Source organism: Mesorhizobium sp. M1078 (assembly GCF_040318615.1).
In the GTDB taxonomy this organism is placed as follows: Bacteria; Pseudomonadota; Alphaproteobacteria; order Rhizobiales; family Rhizobiaceae; genus Mesorhizobium.
This window is the reverse complement of the sequence record NZ_JAMYMP010000002.1, coordinates 401,456-421,507: the sequence shown is the minus strand read 5'-3', so window position 1 is coordinate 421,507 and position 20,052 is coordinate 401,456. Positions and strand designations below refer to the sequence as shown.

Annotated in this window: 17 protein-coding genes; 10 read left to right on the top strand and 7 right to left on the bottom strand. The window is 63.3% G+C overall.

The features are described from left to right. Nucleotides 1-39: 39 nt before the first annotated feature. The 3 genes from NKH38_RS06145 (at nucleotide 40) to blaOXA (ending at nucleotide 1,670) form a co-directional block, all read left to right on the top strand. Nucleotides 40-228 carry a hypothetical protein gene (locus NKH38_RS06145; protein WP_352761627.1) on the top strand — a complete coding sequence of 63 codons (189 nt, stop codon included), beginning with the start codon at nucleotides 40-42 and terminating at the stop codon, nucleotides 226-228. A gap of 99 nt (nucleotides 229-327) precedes the next feature. Further along, nucleotides 328-693: a membrane protein insertion efficiency factor YidD gene (yidD, locus tag NKH38_RS06140; RefSeq protein WP_352761625.1), complete on the top strand. Its 366-nt coding sequence runs from the start codon at nucleotides 328-330 to the stop codon at nucleotides 691-693. A 161-nt stretch (nucleotides 694-854) separates the two neighbouring features. Then, nucleotides 855-1,670 carry a class D beta-lactamase gene (gene blaOXA, locus NKH38_RS06135; RefSeq protein ID WP_352761622.1) on the top strand — a complete coding sequence of 272 codons (816 nt, stop codon included), beginning with the start codon at nucleotides 855-857 and terminating at the stop codon, nucleotides 1,668-1,670. A gap of 13 nt (nucleotides 1,671-1,683) precedes the next feature. Here blaOXA and NKH38_RS06130 read toward each other — a convergent pair whose 3' ends face one another. Beyond that, nucleotides 1,684-2,520, bottom strand: coding sequence for an SAM-dependent methyltransferase (locus NKH38_RS06130; RefSeq protein ID WP_023729878.1), 837 nt, complete (start codon nucleotides 2,518-2,520; stop codon nucleotides 1,684-1,686). A 206-nt stretch (nucleotides 2,521-2,726) separates the two neighbouring features. Here NKH38_RS06130 and thrS point away from each other — a divergent pair, with 206 nt between their 5' ends. Then, complete coding sequence (thrS, locus tag NKH38_RS06125; protein WP_352761619.1) at nucleotides 2,727-4,700, top strand: threonine--tRNA ligase; 1,974 nt, start codon at nucleotides 2,727-2,729, stop codon at nucleotides 4,698-4,700. Nucleotides 4,701-4,785: 85 nt separating this feature from the next. After that, nucleotides 4,786-5,724, top strand: a complete 939-nt coding sequence (locus NKH38_RS06120) for a lysophospholipid acyltransferase family protein (RefSeq protein ID WP_352761616.1) — start codon at nucleotides 4,786-4,788, stop codon at nucleotides 5,722-5,724. 84 nt (nucleotides 5,725-5,808) lie between these two features. Here NKH38_RS06120 and NKH38_RS06115 read toward each other — a convergent pair whose 3' ends face one another. Together NKH38_RS06115 and NKH38_RS06110 are read right to left on the bottom strand one after the other, a co-directional pair. Continuing rightward, a complete protein-coding gene (locus tag NKH38_RS06115) occupies nucleotides 5,809-6,699 on the bottom strand; it encodes an ankyrin repeat domain-containing protein (protein ID WP_352761613.1) in 891 nt (296 codons plus the stop codon). Between the two features lie 156 nt (nucleotides 6,700-6,855). Beyond that, entirely contained in the window at nucleotides 6,856-7,818 is a 963-nt protein-coding gene (locus NKH38_RS06110; RefSeq protein WP_023695450.1) for an RgsD C-terminal domain-containing protein, read from the bottom strand. A 165-nt stretch (nucleotides 7,819-7,983) separates the two neighbouring features. On the opposite strand from NKH38_RS06110, the gene NKH38_RS06105 reads away from it, so the two are divergent. Then, nucleotides 7,984-8,568 carry a nitroreductase family protein gene (locus NKH38_RS06105; RefSeq protein WP_023723386.1) on the top strand — a complete coding sequence of 195 codons (585 nt, stop codon included), beginning with the start codon at nucleotides 7,984-7,986 and terminating at the stop codon, nucleotides 8,566-8,568. 81 nt (nucleotides 8,569-8,649) lie between these two features. Further along, entirely contained in the window at nucleotides 8,650-10,581 is a 1,932-nt protein-coding gene (locus tag NKH38_RS06100) for a CASTOR/POLLUX-related putative ion channel (RefSeq protein WP_352761609.1), read from the top strand. Here NKH38_RS06100 and NKH38_RS06095 read toward each other — a convergent pair. Next, nucleotides 10,578-11,453 carry an HpcH/HpaI aldolase/citrate lyase family protein gene (locus tag NKH38_RS06095; RefSeq protein WP_023710650.1) on the bottom strand — a complete coding sequence of 292 codons (876 nt, stop codon included), beginning with the start codon at nucleotides 11,451-11,453 and terminating at the stop codon, nucleotides 10,578-10,580. The genes NKH38_RS06100 and NKH38_RS06095 overlap by 4 nt on opposite strands. After that, a complete protein-coding gene (locus NKH38_RS06090) occupies nucleotides 11,453-11,965 on the bottom strand; it encodes a MaoC family dehydratase (protein ID WP_444848965.1) in 513 nt (170 codons plus the stop codon). The genes NKH38_RS06095 and NKH38_RS06090 overlap by 1 nt, the downstream gene beginning before the upstream one ends. Before the next feature lie 91 nt (nucleotides 11,966-12,056). On the opposite strand from NKH38_RS06090, the gene NKH38_RS06085 reads away from it, so the two are divergent. Further along, complete coding sequence (locus NKH38_RS06085) at nucleotides 12,057-13,178, top strand: DUF2336 domain-containing protein (protein ID WP_352711451.1); 1,122 nt, start codon at nucleotides 12,057-12,059, stop codon at nucleotides 13,176-13,178. 4 nt (nucleotides 13,179-13,182) lie between these two features. Here NKH38_RS06085 and NKH38_RS06080 read toward each other — a convergent pair whose 3' ends face one another. Continuing rightward, a complete protein-coding gene (locus tag NKH38_RS06080) occupies nucleotides 13,183-15,252 on the bottom strand; it encodes an FUSC family protein (protein WP_352711448.1) in 2,070 nt (689 codons plus the stop codon). A gap of 102 nt (nucleotides 15,253-15,354) precedes the next feature. Then, complete coding sequence (parE, locus tag NKH38_RS06075; RefSeq protein ID WP_023667605.1) at nucleotides 15,355-17,409, bottom strand: DNA topoisomerase IV subunit B; 2,055 nt, start codon at nucleotides 17,407-17,409, stop codon at nucleotides 15,355-15,357. Nucleotides 17,410-17,666: 257 nt separating this feature from the next. On the opposite strand from parE, the gene cpaB reads away from it, so the two are divergent. Together cpaB and NKH38_RS06065 are read left to right on the top strand one after the other, a co-directional pair. Then, the gene (cpaB, locus tag NKH38_RS06070) at nucleotides 17,667-18,572 is read left to right on the top strand and encodes a Flp pilus assembly protein CpaB (protein WP_023688289.1); all 906 of its coding nucleotides are present in this window, start codon (nucleotides 17,667-17,669) and stop codon (nucleotides 18,570-18,572) included. 78 nt (nucleotides 18,573-18,650) lie between these two features. Further along, nucleotides 18,651-20,051, top strand: a complete 1,401-nt coding sequence (locus tag NKH38_RS06065; protein WP_031208075.1) for a type II and III secretion system protein family protein — start codon at nucleotides 18,651-18,653, stop codon at nucleotides 20,049-20,051. The last annotated feature ends 1 nt before the right edge of the window (nucleotide 20,052 follow it).

The following is a 20,052-nucleotide window of genomic DNA, read 5'->3' as shown; positions in this document are numbered from 1 at the left end:
GCCAGCGGGCGTCTAATCCGTCTCAAAGGAGATGCGGCCATGATCCAGTTACTGGAAATCTTTTGCGATGTGATGCGGATCGCGACATTTCAGTGGCATGGCGACAGCGGCATCATGCCTCGTGCATTGCAGAAAGGCCGGCGAGCCCCGGTCGCTGGTCGACGTCGGGTGACCGGCATCCGTTTCGCCGCTCGAGACCCTGATGCCGACAAAGAGGCGAGTGCGTGAATGGGATTGCGTTTGCCTGCCGAAGCTCACATCTATCGGTTTGGAAACGCAAGCTGATCCCGAAACCGGGTTGGGGATCACGTTCAGAAAGAGACCGCGGTGGGCGACCAACATCGGCATGTGCATGCCGCCGGACAGACCCGGCGCGGGCGCAATTGGCCCGGTTCCTGGCGCAAGACGCCTGGCCGCATTTTCGGCACGTCGCTGGTGCGCTTGTACCAGCTGACGCTTTCCGGCTTTGTCGGCAATTCCTGCCGGCATCTGCCGACCTGTTCCGAATACGCGCATGAGGCGATCGCCCGCCACGGCCTGTGGGCCGGCGGCTGGATGGGGCTGTTTCGCGTGCTGCGCTGCGGTCCGTTCGGTACGCATGGCATCGACCGCGTGCCGGAGGTGCTCGCCCCGCGCTACGTCTGGTTCATGCCATGGCGTTATTGGCAGATCGGCAGGAAGCGCGAGGCCTGACGGCAGCGCCAGAGCAGCCTCATCCCATATCGCCGAGGCCGTATTTCTTTACGATCCGGTAGGGTTAACAACGGGCTGCACAAAGACTGCGCATTTGAGTCAAAATCGAGCCAAGACAGTTCGCTAAGCGGCTCCTGGTCATTCCCCAGGAGAGAGCTCGCATGCGCCGGATCGAAACCCATCCCTTCATCATTGCCGCGATCCTGTTCCTGCTGGCCTGGTTTTTGGGATTTCCGATGCGGGCGCAATCGGCGCCGCTCAGCGATGTCGAATGCACGCTGATCCAGGATGCCGCAAGCGGCGAGACGCTCTATCAGAACGGCGTCTGCGACCAGCGCGTCAGCCCGGCGTCCACTTTCAAGGTGCCGCTGGCGCTGATCGGTTACGACAGCGGCATCCTCAGCGACGCGCATACGCCGAGCTGGGACTACAAGCCCGAGTTCAAGGCGGTGAAGCGCGACCACAAGGCCGTGGACCCGACGATCTGGGAGCGCGACTCGATCGTATGGTATTCGCGCGAGATCGTGCGCCGGCTCGGCGCAAAAAGCTTTGCCCTCTACGTCTCGAAATTCGGCTACGGCAACATGGATGTCTCGGGCGATGCCGACAAGGACAACGGGCTCACGCAATTGTGGATAAATTCCTCGCTTGAGATATCGCCGGTCGAACAGACAGCCTTCCTGCGCCGGCTGCTCGCCGGCAAGATGCCGGTTTCTGCCAAGGCACATGAGATGACCCGAGCCATCCTGCCGAGTTTCCAGGCCGACGGCTGGACGGTGCAGGGCAAGACCGGCAGCACCAGGCTGGGAAACAGCAAGGACAAGCGCTCGCTGGGCTGGTTCGTCGGCTGGGCCGAAAAGGGCGGCCGGCGGATCGTCTTCGCCCGGCTGGTCGTCGACACCAAACCGATCGACACACCGAAGGGCCCGGCGACCCGCGGGGCGTTCCTGAGGGATTTGCCGCAACTGGTGAAGTGAACTTGCTTTAGCTTCAAGTGCTCCGGCGGGCACGAAGGATGTGGCCGCCGGAATTCCTTGTCTCCGCCTTTGGCGTCCTGGAGAAGCGGGCGGCGATGTCGCTGCTTTCCAGATCTTCGATCTCATCGAAGCCGAGCTCGCGCAGCGATTGCGCCAGTGCCGCGGGCACGAAGAAGCTGATCCAGGGCTCTCCGGCAGCGGCGACGCGCGCCGCATGGAAAGAGAGGGCAGCCTGTCCAGCCGCATCGCGGTTCTCGGCCGGCTCGCTGTAGTCGAAGACGACCTCCGAACCGGGCATGCCGGCAATCCAGGACAGGGTGCTGAAGATTGCGTCCTGGCTCAGATACGGAACGACACCCAGCCAGATGAAGAAACTGGGCTCGGTCTGCCGCAAACCGGCCGATGCCAGTTCATCCGCGGGGCGCTGGCGCTCGAAGTTGACCGGCACGAACATGGTGGCCCGCGGTTCGGCAAGACCAGCATCGGCGATGCATTTCCGTTTCCAGGCCTGTGTCGCCGGGTGATCGACTTCGAACACCGCGACATCAGGGTACGGATTGCGCAGCGAGAAAGTGTCGAGGCCGGCGCCGAGCACCACCACTTGCTGGACGCCCCGGCGCACCGCCGCAGCCAGCCAGTCCTCGGCGAGGCGGGCGCGCGCTGCCACGAACAGGCGCATGCGCCGGCTGCGCTCACCTTCCTGCTCGAGCTCCTGCACCGTCGGTGCGGCATCGCCCAGTATCGCACTCGCATATGGGTCGCGAAACAGCGCCGCCTGCTGCGAGAACTGGTGGAGGGCCCGCATGCGCGCGACGCCCAAGGCGGTTCGGCTGGGTTTTGCGTCTTCCATGCCGGGGATTCCAACCTCGTGTCGGGGAGATTCGCAAGCCTGTGCGACTGGCCTGCGACATCTGTCGCGCCATTTCCTGACAGCTGCGCCAACGACGGCTCTTTACCTGATGCCGCGTGGCCTCTAAAACCCGCCCGCTGCCGGATGCCTCCGGCTTCACACCACGACCACCCGCGCTCGTTTGCGGGACTGGATAGGAGATACAAATGCTGAATTCCGTTTCCCTGACATTTCCCGATGGCTCCGTTCGCGACTATGACGCGGCGATGACCGGTGCAGGCCTCGCCGAATCGATCTCGAAGTCGCTGGCCAAGAAAGCCGTCGCCTATGCCATCGACGGCACCGTTCGCGATCTTTCCGACCCGCTTGGCAAGTCCGGCAAGGTCGAGATCATCACCCGCACCGATCCGCGCGCGCTGGAGCTCATCCGTCATGATGCAGCACACGTGCTGGCGGAGGCCGTGCAGGAACTGTGGCCGGGAACGCAAGTGACCATCGGGCCGGTAATCGAGAACGGATTCTATTACGACTTCGCCCGCAACGAGCCGTTCACGCCTCACGATTTCCCGGTGATCGAAAAGAAGATGCGCGAGATCATTGCGCGCAACAAGCCGTTCACCAAGGAAGTCTGGTCGCGCGACAAGGCGAAAAAGGTCTTTGCCGAGAAGGGCGAGCGCTACAAGCTCGAGCTGATCGACACCATTCCCGAAGACCAGGATCTCAAGATCTATTCCCAGGGCGAATGGTTCGACCTCTGCCGCGGCCCGCACATGGCCTCGACCGGCCAGATCGGCAACGCCTTCAAGCTGATGAAGGTGGCCGGCGCCTATTGGCGCGGCGATTCGAACAACCCGATGCTGACCCGCATCTACGGCACGGCATGGGCCGAGCAGGCTGAACTCGATGCCTACCAGACGATGCTGGAAGAGGCCGAGAAGCGCGACCACCGCAAGCTCGGCCGCGAGATGGACCTGTTCCATTTCCAGGAAGAGGGGCCGGGCGTCGTCTTCTGGCACGCCAAGGGCTGGAAGATGTTCCAGAATCTGGTCAACTACATGCGCCGCCGCCTCGACGAGCAGGGCTACCAGGAGGTCAACGCACCGCAGGTTCTCGACAAGAGCCTGTGGGAGACGTCGGGCCACTGGGGCTGGTATCGCGATGCCATGTTCAAGGTGACGGTGGCCGGCGACGACACCGACGACGACCGCGTGTTCGCGCTGAAGCCGATGAATTGTCCGGGCCACGTGCAGATATTCAAGCATGGGTTGAAATCCTATCGCGATCTGCCCGTAAAGCTTGCGGAATTCGGCAATGTGCATCGTTACGAACCGTCCGGCGCCTTGCACGGGCTGATGCGCGTGCGCGGCTTCACGCAGGACGATGCGCACATCTTCTGCACCGAGGAGCAGCTGGCCGCGGAGTGCCTGCGCATCAACGATCTGATCCTGTCGACCTACGCCGATTTCGGCTTCGACGATGTCAGCGTGAAGCTGTCGACGCGGCCGGATAAGCGCGTCGGCACCGACGAGGCCTGGGATCATGCCGAGGCGATCATGGGCAACGTGCTGGATACAATCAGGACGCGCTCGGGAAACCGCATCAAGACCTCGATCAATCCGGGCGAGGGCGCTTTCTACGGGCCGAAATTCGAATATGTGCTGAAGGACGCCATCGGCCGCGAATGGCAGTGCGGCACCACGCAGGTCGACTTCAATCTGCCGGAACGCTTTGGCGCCTTCTACATCGGTTCGGATTCGGAAAAGAAGCAGCCGGTGATGGTGCATCGCGCCATCTGCGGTTCGATGGAACGCTTTCTCGGCATCCTGATCGAGCATTATTCCGGTCATTTCCCGCTGTGGTTCGCGCCGCTGCAGGTGGTTGTGGCGACGATCACCTCGGATGCTGACGACTATGCGCGAAAGGTCGTCGCACAGTTGAAGGCGGCAGGACTTTTGGCCGAACCGGATCTGCGCAACGAGAAGATCAACTACAAGGTGCGTGAGCATTCGCTGGCCAAGGTTCCTGTGATCCTCGTATGCGGCAAGCGCGAGGCGGAAGAGGAGACGGTCAACATCCGCCGGCTCGGCTCGCGCGATCAGGAATCGCTCAAGCTGGCCGACGCGCTGAAGCTGCTTTCCGACGAGGCTGTTTCGCCCGACCGAAGGCGCAGCGCGGCCTGAGCAATCAATATTTCGGAGAAATGGCGGTGGAGCGATCCACCGCCATTTTCACATGCCTGTCACGCCAACCTTGTAACGAGCCCCCATGCTCAAGCTGAAGATACGGGAAAGGCCGTTTCCCGAACTCTCCTACGCCAATGCGAGCCAGCCGGCGCTGACGCGCTGGTTCATCCATTCCATTGAAGGTCTGTCGGGGCGCGACCGGTATGCCGCGCTCTATGATTTCTGGCGCCGCCAGGTGGCGCCGACCGGCGAGCGCGTGTTCAGCCGCATGCTGCAGCTGATCGACGTCAAGGTCCGCAGCACCGATCAGTGGCCGCCGGCAAAGCTGCCGGACACACCGCTGGTGATCGTAGCCAACCACCCGTTCGGCATTGGCGACGGCATTGCAGTGCTGTCGCTGGTCGAGCAGCTCGGGCGTCCGTTCCGCGTCATGATCCACAAGGATCTGCTGAAGGTCCGCGAAATGGAACCGTACTCGCTGCCGATCGACTTTTCCGAGACCAAGGACGCGGTGAAGAACAACATGGCGGTGCGCCACGAGGCAGTGCGGCTGTTGAAAGAGGGCGTTACCATAGTGGTATTTCCGGCCGGCGGCGTCGCCACCGCGCCGAGAGGCTTTGGCCGGGCGCGCGACCTGCCGTGGAAGATGTTTCCGGCGCGCCTCGTGCAGGACGCCAAGGCGTCGGTGGTGCCGATGCATTTTTCCGGGCAGAACGGCCGGCTGTTCCATCTGGTCAGCGGCCCGATGAACATGGGGGAGCGCGAAGGAAGGCTGGCGAAATTCGTCGGCAAGGCGTCGCTGACGTTGCGCCTTTCAATGCTCATCCGCGAATTCGCGCGGCTGTCCGGCAAAGCGATCGACGTTCGCGTCGGCAACGTACTGCGCTGGGATGAGCTGGAGCCGCTGCGCGACCGCAAGACCTTGCTTGATCGCCTTCATCGCGGCGTCTTCGATCTGGCGCCCGACGCACCGCGCAGCCGCGTCCACTTCCTGCCGCGCCGTATGCGCAAGGCAGCCTGAGAGACGCTAACTAGGGCGTGTACTCATAAACGACGTTCAGTCGGTCAACTTTTCGACAACCTCGGCCTTTTTGCTCAATAGCTCCTAGGGCAGTGGGAGCGGTTTGTCGCTGAGTGTACGCAAGTAGGCGATCAGGTTGACCCGTTCGGTCTCGTCCGGGACGCCAGGCACCTCCATGTAAACACCCGGCGTGGTGAGCATGGGCTCAAGCAGATATGTGTTCAGGTCCTCGTACGTCCATACACCCTCTAAGGCCAGCAAGGTGTCGGAGTAACGCATATTTGCCATGGATGCCTTGTCGCGGCCGACGACGCCCCATAAGTTCGGTCCCGTTTTGATCCCTCCCTGTGGCTCGGCATTGTGGCAACCGTGGCACACGTGTGTGAAGTAGGTTCGGCCTTTCTCGACATCGGCAGCAGCCAACTTCATCGAGATCGGAGCTGGCGTTGGCAACACGACGCCGTGCGACATGAGATAGTCAGCAACTTCGCGTTGCCCCTTGAATTTTGCCAGATGGAGCGGTGTCTTGCCGTCCTTTGTCTTCGCATTCACGTCCGCGCCGGCCTCAACCAGTGCTTTCACGCAATCGAGGCAACCGAGATTGACCGCGATGTGGATAGCGTTTTCGCGGCTGCGCTTCGAATTTGGATTTGCGCCCCCGTCCAGCAACAGATTGATCAAATCGGTCCTGCGTTTTGCCAAAGCCAGAATAAGGGCAGGACCCAAACGCGGGTCCGGGACGGCGTTGACGTCGGCACCGCGTTCAATGAGCAGTTCTGCCGCTGCAAAATGACCGCCTTTGACCGCAAGATAGAGTGGTGTCGTGCGCCCGTCGCTCTCATCGACGCCGGCACCAGCGTCGAGCGCTGCCGTGATCGCCGCGACATCGCCCTTCATGGCGGCGTCGTGAATGCCGGCGGCATGCGATACAATCGGTGCAAGCAGTAGTGGAATGAAAAGCAAGGACATGCGCATTTGGCATCTCCCAAGGCAAACTGCGGTACGGGTCATGCTTTCAAGGCCGCAAAAACATACCACGAATGCCGGATCGTGGCCACTCCAACCGGTGCCTAGAAACGAATCGCAAGGTCGATCCGTCCGGCTGTGGCTTCGGGCTTATGAGTCCACAACCTAGTCGGCGCCTTCCTCGGGATCGATGGCCGACGCCTCGGTGGCCAGCACCTCGATCTCCTGGTTCTGTCCGGCAACGACGGTGAAATCCTTCTGGTAGATGCGGTCGCGGTTCTTGGCGATGATGGTGTATTGGCCTTCGGCCAGCACCATCGAGGCGAAGGCGCCGACGGCCTCCTTGATCGGATCGCCGGATTCGTTGAGCAGCGACCAGGATGTATCGGCGATGGCCTCGCCGCCGGTCTCGCGCACCAGCTTCATGGTCTCCTCCGCCGCGCGATGCTCGACGGTGGCTTCGGTCAGCTTTCCGGCCTCGACGCGGATGTCGGAGCGAATGACGGCATTGACCGCGCCATAGGTGGAGACGACATGATAAACGCCGGCGTTGAGCCGCACGACGCTGTTCGGCTCGACATCGGGAATGATCAAAGCGCGGTCGCCATTGGCCTCGGCGGTGCCCTCATAAATGGAGAAGCGCAGTTTTTTCGGCGGAATACGCACGCCGCCCGACAGCACCGCGTCGAGCTTGAGGCCGCCGGCATCGAGCACCAGGCTTTCGCGCCTGGCGTCCTTGCCGACGGTGATGCGCTTGGTGGCGCCGGCGCGTCCGTATGAGGCGTGGACCAGATAGCTGCCGGGTTCGAGCTGAAACACGGCGCTGCCGCCATGCGCGGAAGCCACCATCGGCAGCTTGCCGTCGCCGGCGGCCTCGGGCTTGAAGACGCGCCAGACGATGCCGCGCGTGATGTCGGCGCCCTTGTCGGTCAACTGCGCCGACAGCGTTATGGCACCGCCACCACCGAGTGCCAGCGGCGTCTCGCCCTTGGGCGGTGCATAGCTCGAAATATCGGGGAGTTTCAGATTGCCGATGCCGTCGGCATTCTGCGCCATGGCCATCGAGGCCGGCGCAAACAGCGCTACGGCGAGCCAAATCAGGAAAAGGCGCGATGTCCCCTCAAACATGCCTTGCGTTGAAGCCCAAGGCGGTGGCAATTTCAAGGCTTAAGAGTCCGACCGCCTTGGCAACAGGTTCTTTCGTCCGGCGCGCCCGCGCCAATGCCCGAGCCGCCCCGATCCGCAATGGCGCGCTTCAGCTCAAAATCGAGTGCTTTAGGAGACCTGGCCCCCATGGCGTCGCCGATCATCGACTTCCTGCTGACCCGAAACTCCGCACCGATTCCTGAATTGAAGGAACCGGCGCCCAGCGATGGCGATATCGCGACCATGATCGCGGCTGCAAGCCGGGTGCCCGATCACGGCCGGCTGGAGCCGTGGCGCTTCATCCTTTATCGCGGCGAGGCGCGCGTCGAGATCGGCAGGAAGCTGGCGGCGCTCGCCGAACAGCGCGAAGGACCGCTGCCGGAAAACCGCCGCAACCAGGAACTGGCTCGGTTTTCGCGTGCGCCGCTGGTGATCGGCGTGGTCTCGAGCCCGAAGGACAATCCAAAAATCCCGCAATGGGAAATGTTCCTGTCCGGCGGCATGGCGGCGATGAACCTGATGATCGCAGCCAATGCGCTGGGCTACGGCACCAACATGATCAGCAACTGGTATTCCGACGTGGCGGAGGGCAGGGCGCTGCTGGGAGTGGCGCCACAGGAACGTGTTGTCGGCTTCGTCCATATCGGCTGCTATCAGGGACCGGCGCCGGAACGGCCGCGGCCCGATCCGGCAAAGCTCTATGCCGATTATGCGGGGCCGTGGAACGGCTGACACCCGAAAGCGATTCCCCTTTATTTAAACACAGGCTAAGACAGCGGCTTCGGCGATGCGTTGGGGGGTGGCGCATCGACCATGGGGATTTTTTTGGGGGTCGCCGGCGACATGAAGAAACGAGACTCGCTGCGAACCCGGCTGCGCTATGGGTTTGACAAGAGCATGGCGGCCGGGCCGATCGCGCTGATCGGCTGGCTCGCCGTCGCTTCGCTGCTGATCATCATCGCCGCCGCGGCTTTTCTTGCGGTGACCCGCATCGCGCCGGAGGGCGGCGAACCACTGAACTTCTTCGAAGCATTCTGGGAATCGCTGATGCGCACGCTCGATTCCGGCACGATGGGCGGCGACACCGGCTGGGCCTTTCGTCTCGTCATGCTCTTTGTCACGCTCGCCGGCATCTTCGTCGTGTCGGCCCTCATCGGCGTGCTCAGCGCCGGCGTCGACAGCAAGCTCGATGAATTGCGCAAGGGCCGTTCGCGGGTGCTGGAGAGCGACCACACCATCGTCCTCAACTGGTCGCCGTCGATCTTCGACGTCATCTCCGAACTCGTCATTGCCAATGCCAGCCGCCGCCATCCGCGCATTGTCGTCATGGCCAATATGGACAAGGTGGCGATGGAGGACGAGATCGCCGCCAAAGTCGGCAGACTGGGCAATACACGCATCATCTGCCGCAGCGGCGACCCGACCGACCTCTACGATCTGGCCATCGTCAACCCGCAGACCTCGCGCTCGATCATCGTGCTGTCGCCGGACGGCGACGACCCGGATTCGCAGGTGATCAAGACGGTGCTGGCGCTGGCCAACGACCCGAACCGGCGCACGGCGCCCTATAACATCGCCGCCGAGATCCGCGACGGAAAGAACGCCGAGGTCGCCCGCGTCGTCGGCGGGGCCGAGGTACAGCTTGTCCTGGCCGACCAGCTGATCTCGCGCATCGTCGTGCATTCGAGCCGGCAGTCGGGTCTCAGCGGCGTCTATTCGGAGCTGCTCGATTTCGACGGCTGCGAAATCTACACGACCGAGCAGCCTGATCTCACCGGCAAGACCTTCGGCGAGGCAGTGATGGCGTATGAGCGTTGCACGCTGATCGGGCTCTGCGACCAGCAGGGGCGCGTCAATCTCAACCCGCCGTCGGAGCTGGTAATCGGCAAGGACATGCGCGCCATCATCATTGCCGAGGACGATGCCGCCATCAAGCTGGGAAGCGCCGGAGCCAAGATCGATGCCGCGGCGATTCTTCGCCATCATCCCATCGAGGCGAAGCCGGAGCGCACGCTGATCCTTGGCTGGAACCGGCGCGGTCCGATCATAACCTATGAACTGTCGCGCTATGTCGCGCCTGGTTCGATCCTGACCATCGCCGCCGATACGCCAGGCCTCGAACAGGAAGTTGCCGGGCTGCCGGTCGTCGGCGACAATCTGTCGGTTTCCTGCCGGATCACCGACACGTCGAGCAGCACAGCACTGGCAAGCCTGGACGTGCCTTCCTACGACCACGTGCTCGTCCTCGGCTACAGCGAGACCATGGCAGCGCAGCCCGCCGATACGCGCACGCTGGTGACGCTGCTGCATTTGCGCAAAATCGCAGACGATGCCGGCACGCATATCTCGATTGTCAGCGAAATGATCGACGTGCGCAACCGCGAGTTGGCGGCGGTGACCAAGGCCGATGACTTCGTCGTCAGCAACAGGCTGGTCAGCCTGATGCTGGCGCAGGCATCCGAGAACCAGCATCTCGCCGCGATCTTCGATGACCTGCTCGACGAGGAGGGCTCCGAAATCTACATGCGTCCGGTCGGCGACTATGTCGCCATCGACCATCCGGTGACGTTCTGGACGATCGCGGAATCGGCGCGTCTGCGCGGCGAGATCGCCATCGGGCATAGGCGCGTTCGCGCTGCGCAGAATGATGAGCGGGCTCTGGGCGGCGTCACCGTCAACCCGTTGAAGTCGCAAGCGCTGGCCTACCTGCCTGAGGACCGGGTCATCGTGCTGGCGCGGGACTAAACCCCGACTGCCTTGGCGCGAGCCAGAAGCCGTTCGGCGAGCCTGAGATGCGGCCGGTCATACATCTTGCCGTCAATGCCGACCACGCCGGGATTTCCGGCCGCCTCGAAGGCCGCGACGATGGCCTGCGAGCGTTGCACTGCCTCCGCCGATGGCGTGAAGGCGGCGTTGATGACCGGCACTTGCGCCGGATGGATCGCCATCTTGCCGGTAAAGCCGTCACGCTCGGCCTCCGTGCATTCGGCTTCGAAGGCGGCCATGTCGCGAAAGGCGGGGAAAACCGTGTCGATCGCCGCGACTTCAGCTGCGCCGGCGGCAAGGATGGTCATGGTGCGGGCAAGGCGGAAGACATCGGTGTAGCGGCCGTTGTCGTCGCGCGCAGCCTGCGCGCCGATCGCCGCCGACAGATCTTCGGCACCCCAGGTGAGGCCGGCAAGCCTGGCGCTTGCCCCGGCATAGGTCGCGGCGGCCAGCAACCCAGCAGCGGTCTCGGTAATGATCGGCAGGATCTTGATCGCGCCATCCGGCAATCCGTTTTCGGCCTCATGTACGCGGAGCTTTACGGATAGCTGCTGGACATCCTGGCCGCTGTTCGACTTCGGCAGCATGATGCCGTCGGGTTTGACCGGAACCAGGGCGGCCAGATCATCGTCGGTCAACCCGGTCGATAGGTCGTTGACTCTGATATAGATGGCGGAGCTTGTCTGCTGCCTGTTGCCGGCAATAAAGCGTGCTGCGATGTCGCGTGCCGACGGCTTGTTTTGTGGCGCCACGGAATCCTCAAGGTCGACGATGACCACGTCGGCGCCGGCGCCAAAACCCTTCTCCAGTTTCTTTTTGGAATCCCCGGGCACAAACAGCAGCGAGCGCATCAGGCCGCCTTTTTCATCATCATCGCCTGGCGCGTGCATTTGGCAACGAGCACATCGTTCTGATTGTAGGCGTGATGCTCGAACTCGACGATGCCGCGGTCCGGCTTCGATTTCGAGTCCCTGACTGAGAGCACCGTCGTTTCGACACGGATGGTGTCGCCGTGGAAGACCGGGTGCGGAAACACCGTCTCCTTCATGCCGAGATTGGCAATTGTGGTGCCGACGGTGATGTCATTGACGGAAATGCCGATCATCAGGCCGAGCGTGAACAGCGAATTGACCAGCGGTCTGCCCCATTCGCTCTTGGCGGCGAAGTCGAAGTCGATGTGCAGCGGCTGTGGGTTCAGCGTCATCACCGAGAACAGCATGTTATCGCTTTCGGTGACGGTCTTGCGCAGCGTGTGCCGAAAGACATGTCCGACGACGAACTCTTCGAGATAAAGCCCGGGCATCGTTTTTCTCCTCCGCTGCCTGACGGTTGATAGGCGCTGCCCATGCCACCCGCAAGCCAGTTAATAAACATGGTGAACCGTTCGTAAACCATTTCTGCCTAGGGTCATTCCTGGGGCCGGAAGCTTTCCGGCAAGGGGCGTAGCAGGCAGTATGGTTGTCTCCCATTTTCTCAAATGGATCTACACCGCGAGAGTTTCGGAGCGCGCCGCGGCGGCGAGCGCGCTGGCCCGCGCCTACGTCAATTCCGACCTGCCTTTCGAAGACCGTTGCGCGGCCGAAGCGGCGCTGACGCTGCTGCTCGACGACGCCTCGTCGAAGGTGCGGTTGGCTATGGCCGAAGCGCTGTCGATGAGCCATCACGCGCCGCTGCAGATCATCAGCGCGCTTGCCTCCGATCAGCCGGAAGTGGCAGCCCTGGTGCTGGCGCGCTCCCCGCTGCTGACGGACGCCGACCTGATCGACCGCGTCGCGGCCGGGCACAAGGCGACGCAAAAACTGATCGCCGACCGGCCGGTCGTTTCGATGGCGGTTGCCGCGGCGATCGCCGAGATCGGCGAACCGGAAGCGTGTGCGGCGCTGCTCGCCAATGACGGCGCCGACATAGCCTCGCTCTCCTTCCGCCGCATCGCCGAGCGGCATGGCCATATCGCTCATTTGCGCGAGGCAATGGTCACGGATGTGCGGCTGCCGGCCGACTGCCGGCACATGCTACTGGTCAAGCTCGGCGAAACGCTGAAGGCTTCGCCGCTGGTGATGGCGCTGATGGGGGCGGCCAGAGCCGAGCGCGTCACGCGCGATGCTTGCGTCAAGGCTTCGGTGCGGCTGGTCGAAGGCACGCGCGCGGAGGAACATGCGGCACTTATCGAACATCTGCGCCTGCGCGGCGACCTGACCGCAAGTTTCATCATCCGTGCCATTGCCCACGGCAAGGTCGACTTTTTCGGCTCGGCCCTGGTTGCGCTCAGCCAGCAGTCGGAGCAGCGGGTGCGGGCGCTGCTTGCCGGCGGCCAGGACGTTGCGCTGCAGGCGCTGTTTCGCAGCGCCGGCCTTGCCGCGCCCACCCATGGCATCATTCTGCGGGCACTCAAGATCTGGCGCGAGGTCGCCAATGGCAAGCGTGTCGCCGGCGTGCAGGAAGTCAGCTGGCTGATGCTGAAGGAATTGGGTGGTCAGGCCGCCGAAGGCGATCTCGCCGGCCTGGTCAAGTCGATCCATCTCGATGCGCTACGCGAAAACGCGCGCGGCCACGCGCTGGCGATAGCGGCGGCTTGACGTCCTAGCCGCGATCCCTCGCAAAAAAATCCGGAAAGTCTTCGATCGCGGCGGCGATGATGCGCAGCGAGGCTGCGATTTGCAGCATATCCGCACTGCTGCTGCGCTCTGAGAGGCCTGCTGCATATTGCCGGGCCACAGTGATGGTTGCCGTCTGCGGATCGCCGGGTGCGCGAAAGAGCAGTTCACGCGCCAGGCCGCGCAGGAAATTGTCGATCGAAAGCGCGGTTTCGGAAGGAATGGCCGGGCTCTGCTGCGCGGCGCGCAACCGCAGGATTTCAAGGCCGACGGTGACGGCGGCGACGCCGCCGCCGAGGATGGCATCGCCTTTCCTGCCGGTATTCTGCAGCAGCGGCATCAGCTGGTTGATGCGGTCATAGGCAAGGCTCTCGAAGGCCGAACGCCGCGGCACCCGCTCATGCAGGCACAGGCGGGCCAGATCCTCGCGCATGGCGCGCACGATGCGGTTGGCGGCGAGCCATGGATCGGCGGGCAGCACCACGATGAAGACGCCGATTGCAAGCAGGATGCCGACCAGCACCGACGCCGAGCCGGCGAAAAACGGGCCTGGGGCATAGGTCATCGCCTGATGCGGGCTGAGGAAGGCGAGGAAATTGATGGCGAAGGCCGTCGCCACGCCGACGGTGCGCGGATTGGCCATGCCCAGCGCCGTCGGTACCAGGATCGGCACGACAAACAGCGTGAACCAGCCGAAGCCGGGCAGGGCAGGCAGCGCGACCTGGCCAACGAGGAAGGCAAAGGGCAAAGCCAGCAGCGTTCCCCTGAAGAAGCCCCAGGACACCCGCACCGGGTCAGGCCGCGCGGCGAAAAGACTGGAGACGACGGCAACGAGGATGACGGTGCCGGCCGCGTCGGACCATTTCGTCGTCAGCCAGAAGGCGGCGACCGCCAGCGTGGCCAGCGCCGCGCGTATGGCATTGCGCGAAGCCCCGGGATAATCGCGGTGCACCACCAGCGCAGGCTGCTGCCTGTTCATCCGGCTCGGGCGCGTCACTGGTGCGCGCAGGGCGTCGAGGCCGCGCAGCACCTGCTTGAAGGCTTCGGCGAAATCGGCGGCGATGGTGAGGCGGGTTATGGTGCCGACCCTGTCGTCGCCCTGATCGGTCGAGGCGTCGGGCATTTGCCGGGCCTTGCCGGCAATCGCGTCGAGCCGCGTCACCCAGGGCGACGTGTCGTCCAGCGCCTCGGGCGTCGCTGCCAGCTCGCTGACCAACGACTGCAGTTCGGAGCGTACCGGAATGAGCGCTGCGTTTTTCGGCGCGGCATGCGAATGCAGCGCGCGCGCCGCCGACAGCGCCGAGAGAAGCTGACCGATGGTTAGGCGGACCGGATGGGCGCGGGTGGCGAAGCTCGGTGCTTCGAGCCGGGCATAGGCGCGCATCTCGGCCAGCATCTGGGCGTCGGTGATCAGCTTGCGGTGCAGGCCGGCCAGCGTCGCCGGGTCGCCACCGGAAAAAGCGCCGCCTGCATAGGTTGCAAGGTCGAGGATGCTGCGCTTCAGCCTGGAGATGATGGCGTCAGCGGCCAGCTTGGGCAGGATCAGCCGGCTGGTCAGGCCGGCGCAGACGATGCCGAGCACGATCTCGGCGCAGCGCGCGACAGCGAGATCGACGACCACGTGCGGCTGGCCGAAAGCCGGCAGCCCAATGATCATCGCGGTATAGCCGGCAAGTGCGGCGCCATAGGCTTCCGGATTGCGCAGCAGCGACGAAACCAGCGTGCACAGCCCAATCCAGACGGACAGCGCCGTGACCAGCAGCCAGGGATTGGTGCCGAAAACCGAGGTGATGCCGATCGCCGCAAGTCCACCGGCCAGCGTGCCGAGCAGCCGGTAAAAACCTTTCGCCAGCACCATGCCGGCGACCGGCTGGGCGACGATGAAGACCGTCATCATCGCCCATTGCGGGTGGTCGAGTTTTAGCGCGTAAGCAGCGAGAAGCGCGATCAGACCGGCCGAAACCGTGCGCAGGGCGAAAATCCAATCCGAGCGCGTCGGCTGCGTCAGGCCCGCCAAACTGGTTTCGAAGTAGCTCTTCAGCCGCGCCCAGATCACAAGCTGGTCTCCGTATCGGAAGCGCAGGCTAGAGCAATTCGAGGAAAAGTGTGAAACGGTTTTCCGCCCGGAACTGCGTCAAAACAAAGAGTCGGCCGGCGCTCAGATATCCAGCACTTCCGTTGCGGCGAATTCGGCGCGTTCCTGGATGAAGCGGAAGCGGGCTTCCGGCTTGGTGCCCATCAGCGCGTCGACAGCATCCTTGGTTGCCGCCACGGCGTCGATGACATCGACCCTGAGCAGCGTGCGCTTCCTCGGGTCCATGGTGGTTTCCTTCAGCTGCGCGGCCATCATTTCGCCCAGGCCCTTGAAACGGCCGATCTCGACCTTGGCGCGGCCGGTGAATTCGGTGCGCAACAGCTCGTCCTTGTGCGCATCGTCCCTAGCATAGGCAACCTTGCCGCCTTGCCGGATCGAATAGAGCGGCGGCACCGCCAGATACAGATGGCCGCCATTCACCAGGTTCGGCATTTCCTGGTAGAAGAAGGTGATCAGCAGCGAGGCTATGTGAGCGCCGTCGACGTCGGCGTCGGTCATGATGATCACGCGGTCATAGCGCAAATCCTCGTCGCGGTATTTCGAGCGCGTGCCGCAGCCGAGCGCCTGAATCAGGTCCGAAATCTGCTGGTTGGCGGCGAGCTTGTCGTTGCCGGCGCTGGCGACGTTGAGGATTTTTCCGCGCAGCGGCAGCACCGCCTGGCTCGCACGGTCGCGCGCCTGCTTGGCCGAGCCGCCGGCCGAGTCGCCTTCGACGATGAACAGTTCGGCGCCCGCGGCGGCATTCTGCGTGCAGTCGGCGAGCTTGCCGGGAAGGCGCAGCTTGCGCACCGCGCTCTTGCGCGACACTTCCTTTTCCTGGCGCCGGCGCACCCGCTCGTCGGCGCGCGCAATCACCCATTCCAGCAGCTTGGAGGCTTCCTGCGGATTGTCGGCCAGCCAGTGGTCGAAGGGATCGCGGATGGCGGTCTCGACAATGCGAATGGCTTCGATCGTTGCCAGCCTGTCCTTGGTCTGGCCGACGAATTCCGGCTCGCGAATAAACACCGATAGCATGCCTGCCGCCGAGATCATCACGTCTTCGGAGGTGACGATCGAGGCGCGCTTGTTGCCGACCAGGTCGGCATAGGCCCGAAGCCCGCGCGTCAGCACATTGCGAAAGCCGGCCTCATGCGTGCCGCCTTCGCCGGTCGGGATTGTGTTGCAGTAGGAGTTGACGAAGCCGTCACCGCCGAACCAGGTCACCGCCCATTCCAGCGAACCGTGGCCGCCCTGCTTCTCGCTCTTGCCGGCGAAGATTTCGCGGGTCACCTGGAAATCATCGCCGAGCGATGCCTTGAGATAGTCCTTCAAGCCGCCGGGGAAATGGAACTCCGCCTTGGCCGGCGTCTGGTCCTTTTCCTTGATCAGCGATGGGTCGCAGCTCCAGCGGATCTCGACGCCGCCGAACAGATAGGCTTTCGAGCGGGTCATGCGATAGAGCCGCGCCGGCTCGAAGGCGGCGCCCTTGCCGAAAATCTGCTCGTCGGGATGGAAGCGGATTTTGGTGCCGCGCCGGTTGTGCACTTCGCCGAGCTGCTCCAGCCCGCTCACCGGAACGCCGCGCGAGAACCTTTGGCGGTAAAGCTGGCGACCGCGCGCGACCTCGACTTCGAGATGGTCCGACAGCGCATTGACGACCGAGACGCCGACACCGTGCAGACCGCCGGAGGTCTCATAGACCTTGCTATCGAACTTGCCGCCCGAATGCAGCGTCGTCATGATGACTTCGAGCGCCGGTTTCTTGAATTTCGGATGCGGATCGACCGGAATGCCGCGGCCATTGTCGGTGACGGTCAGAAACCCGTCGGCCGACAGCTCGACATCGATGAAGGTGGCATGGCCGGCGACCGCCTCGTCCATCGAATTATCGATGACCTCGGCAAACAGATGGTGCATCGCCTTGTCGTCGGTGCCGCCAATATACATGCCGGGACGGCGCCGCACCGGCTCCAGCCCCTCCAGCACCTCGATGTCGGCGGCACTATAGCCCTCGCTGCCGTCCTTGGTCGCAACGGAACGTTTCGTGGCCTGCAGCAGCGGGTCGGCCGGCCGCGCCGGTGTCCGAGCCGATTGGGGCTGCTTTTCCAGATTGCCGAAAAGATCGTTGTTGTCGTCCATGCCTGCCATAGAATCCGGTGCCGCGAATCACCCGTCGATACTGCCACGCTTTTCGGCGCCAAGCGACGGAAGTTCCTGTTACGTTCGGGGATTAAACCCTTCTTATCCTAAAACCTTTCGATAACCAAGCCGGCGGAAATAGGTCCGTGCGGAGCGGGCGCGATTCCTGAATCTTTAACAAAGCGGCCTAGCGTCGCCTCAACAAAACAAAAGACCACGAATGTCAGGGGTTGGTTGTGAGGGGCAAGGCCATAACGATGATTGGCATCGCTGCCGTCTTCGGCGCGATTTCAATCTTTGCCGCGGATTTCTGGGTGAAAAGCCAGGCCAAGGCCGATGCCGAAGAGAAAACGGCGTCGATCCCGGCGCCCGCCGTCCCCAAGGTCGTCTTCAAGACCATAGTGGTGGCCAACGCGCCGCTGCGTTACGGCATGGAGCTTGACCGGGCGCAGCTCAGCGAAATCCCATGGTCCGAGGATTCGGTGCCGCAGGGCGCATTCACCACAGTCAATGCATTGCTCGCCGAAGGCAGCCGCGTGGTATTGTCGCCGATCGAGGTCAACGAGCCGGTGCTGATCAGCAAATTGTCGGGGCCGAACGGCCGCGCGACGCTATCAAACATGATGACGCCCGGCATGCGGGCGGTGACAATCCGCACCGACGAGATCGCCGGTGTCGGCGGCTTCGTCATGCCGGGCGACCGGGTCGACGTGGTGCTGACACGCGATGCGGGCGAAATCCAGGAAGTGGCCAAGAACGCGCAGGGCGCTGCCGGATCGACCGTTACCTCCGAGATTGTCGTCTCCGACGCCAAGGTGCTGACGGTGGGGCAGGGCGCCGACGAGCGCCAGACCACACCGCAGATCGCCAATTCCGTCACCATCGAGGTGACGACCGAAGGCGCGCAGAAAGTGGCGCTTGCCCGCACCGTCGGCACCTTGTCGCTGTCGCTCCGCTCGGCCGCAGACGGAGGGGCCGCCAAGGACGGCGTCACCACCATTTCGTCCTTCGGCGGATCGGTCGCCTCCGGCGTCCAGGCCGCTGCCGGCGCGCTGTTCACTGCCGCGACCAAGGAGCCTGAGAAGCCGAAATTCAAGACGATCATCGTGACGCGCGGCACGCAGGTCGAAGAATACCAGGTTCCTGCGCGGGACCAGCAATAACTGCCGGTGGGGACCGGGCGAGGGACGGGACAGATGTCGGGACTTCATGCATTTCAGACGACGAAAGGGCTGCGCCCAATGCGGGCGCTTGCGGTGGGGGCTTGCCTTGCCGCGGCCGTAATGCTCGGCCTCAGCGCGCCAGCCAAGGCCGACAACGATATCGTCCATGTCTCGTCGACAACGAATGCGTCGATCAAGGTGGCCAAGGGCAAGCCGAAGACGGTCATGACCAATGCCGCCTTCTACCAGATCGTGATCGGCGATCCGGAGATCGCCAACGTCAATCCGCTGACCGACAAATCCTTCTATGTGCTGGGCAACAATCTCGGCACCACCGGCATCGCGCTGTTCGACGAGAACAAGCAGCTGGTCGGCACCGTAGATATCGAGGTGACGCTGGACACCGACCAGCTGGCCAGCACCATTCGCGCCAGCGTGCCGGACGCCAAGATCAAGGTCGGCTCGGCCAATGGCCGCGTCGTGCTGTCGGGCGAGGCCGATGACGCGGTCGCCGCCGAGAAGGCAAGCAAGATCGCCAGCCGCTTCTCCGGCAATGAGGAAGTGATCAATTCGGTCAACATCTCGTCCTCGCAGCAGGTTCAGCTCAACGTCCGCTTCGTCGAGATCAATCGCCAGGCCGGACAGGATCTCGGCGCCAAATACAGCGCCAATTTCGCTTACGGCATTGGCGGGCGCGACGTCACCCTCGATCCTGGCACGGTGCCGGGAGCCGGCAATGGCGAGATCATCGGCCGGCTGCTGTCCAACGGCCTGTCGATCGACGTCGCCATCAAGGCGCTGGAGGAACGTGGTCTCGCCAGGCGGCTGGCCGAGCCGAACCTGATCGCCCGCTCGGGCCAGACGGCAAGCTTCCTCGCCGGCGGCGAGTTCCCGATCCCGGTCTCCGAGGACAATGGCAAGATTTCCGTCAGCTACAAGAAATACGGCGTCAGCCTCGACTTCACGCCGACGGTTCTCAAGGACGGGCTGGTGAGCCTCGACATCGCGCCGGAAGTGTCCTCGATCGACGCTTCGGCCTCCTACAATATCGGCAATATCTCGGTCCCGGGCTTTATCGTGCGCCGCGCCAAAACATCCGTCGACCTGAAGAATGGCCAGAGCTTCATGATCGCCGGCCTGCTGCAGTCACAGAACGACATTACCACATCGCGTCTTCCCGGACTCGGCAAGCTGCCGGTGCTCGGCTCGCTGTTCTCCTCCAAATCCTATCAGCGGCGCGAGACCGATCTGGTGATCATCGTCACCCCCTATCTGGTCAAGCCGGTCGATCCGTCGAAGAAGCTGCTCGAGCCGACCGACGGCACGCAGCCGGCCAGCAATGTCGACTATTTCCTCAACAACACCGAGGAAGTGAAATCGTCCGAAGCCAATCGTGCAGTGGCAATGGCCAGCGGCAGTACGGCACAGCCGGCCGCGGTCACCACCGTCGGGCATTTCCTCGACCTGCCGAAGGATTGAA

Excerpts from the sequence above, each read along its gene's own strand:
- NKH38_RS06145 (WP_352761627.1), top strand. The coding sequence starts at position 40 with ATGATCCAGTTACTGGAAATCTTTTGCGATGTGATGCGGATCGCGACA.
- blaOXA (WP_352761622.1), top strand. The coding sequence starts at position 855 with ATGCGCCGGATCGAAACCCATCCCTTCATCATTGCCGCGATCCTGTTC.
- NKH38_RS06130 (WP_023729878.1), bottom strand. The coding sequence starts at position 2,520 with ATGGAAGACGCAAAACCCAGCCGAACCGCCTTGGGCGTCGCGCGCATG.
- thrS (WP_352761619.1), top strand. The coding sequence starts at position 2,727 with ATGCTGAATTCCGTTTCCCTGACATTTCCCGATGGCTCCGTTCGCGAC.
- NKH38_RS06120 (WP_352761616.1), top strand. The coding sequence starts at position 4,786 with ATGCTCAAGCTGAAGATACGGGAAAGGCCGTTTCCCGAACTCTCCTAC.
- NKH38_RS06115 (WP_352761613.1), bottom strand. The coding sequence starts at position 6,699 with ATGCGCATGTCCTTGCTTTTCATTCCACTACTGCTTGCACCGATTGTA.
- NKH38_RS06110 (WP_023695450.1), bottom strand. The coding sequence starts at position 7,818 with ATGTTTGAGGGGACATCGCGCCTTTTCCTGATTTGGCTCGCCGTAGCG.
- NKH38_RS06105 (WP_023723386.1), top strand. The coding sequence starts at position 7,984 with ATGGCGTCGCCGATCATCGACTTCCTGCTGACCCGAAACTCCGCACCG.
- NKH38_RS06100 (WP_352761609.1), top strand. The coding sequence starts at position 8,650 with ATGGGGATTTTTTTGGGGGTCGCCGGCGACATGAAGAAACGAGACTCG.
- NKH38_RS06095 (WP_023710650.1), bottom strand. The coding sequence starts at position 11,453 with ATGCGCTCGCTGCTGTTTGTGCCCGGGGATTCCAAAAAGAAACTGGAG.
- NKH38_RS06085 (WP_352711451.1), top strand. The coding sequence starts at position 12,057 with ATGGTTGTCTCCCATTTTCTCAAATGGATCTACACCGCGAGAGTTTCG.
- parE (WP_023667605.1), bottom strand. The coding sequence starts at position 17,409 with ATGGACGACAACAACGATCTTTTCGGCAATCTGGAAAAGCAGCCCCAA.
- cpaB (WP_023688289.1), top strand. The coding sequence starts at position 17,667 with ATGATTGGCATCGCTGCCGTCTTCGGCGCGATTTCAATCTTTGCCGCG.
- NKH38_RS06065 (WP_031208075.1), top strand. The coding sequence starts at position 18,651 with ATGCGGGCGCTTGCGGTGGGGGCTTGCCTTGCCGCGGCCGTAATGCTC.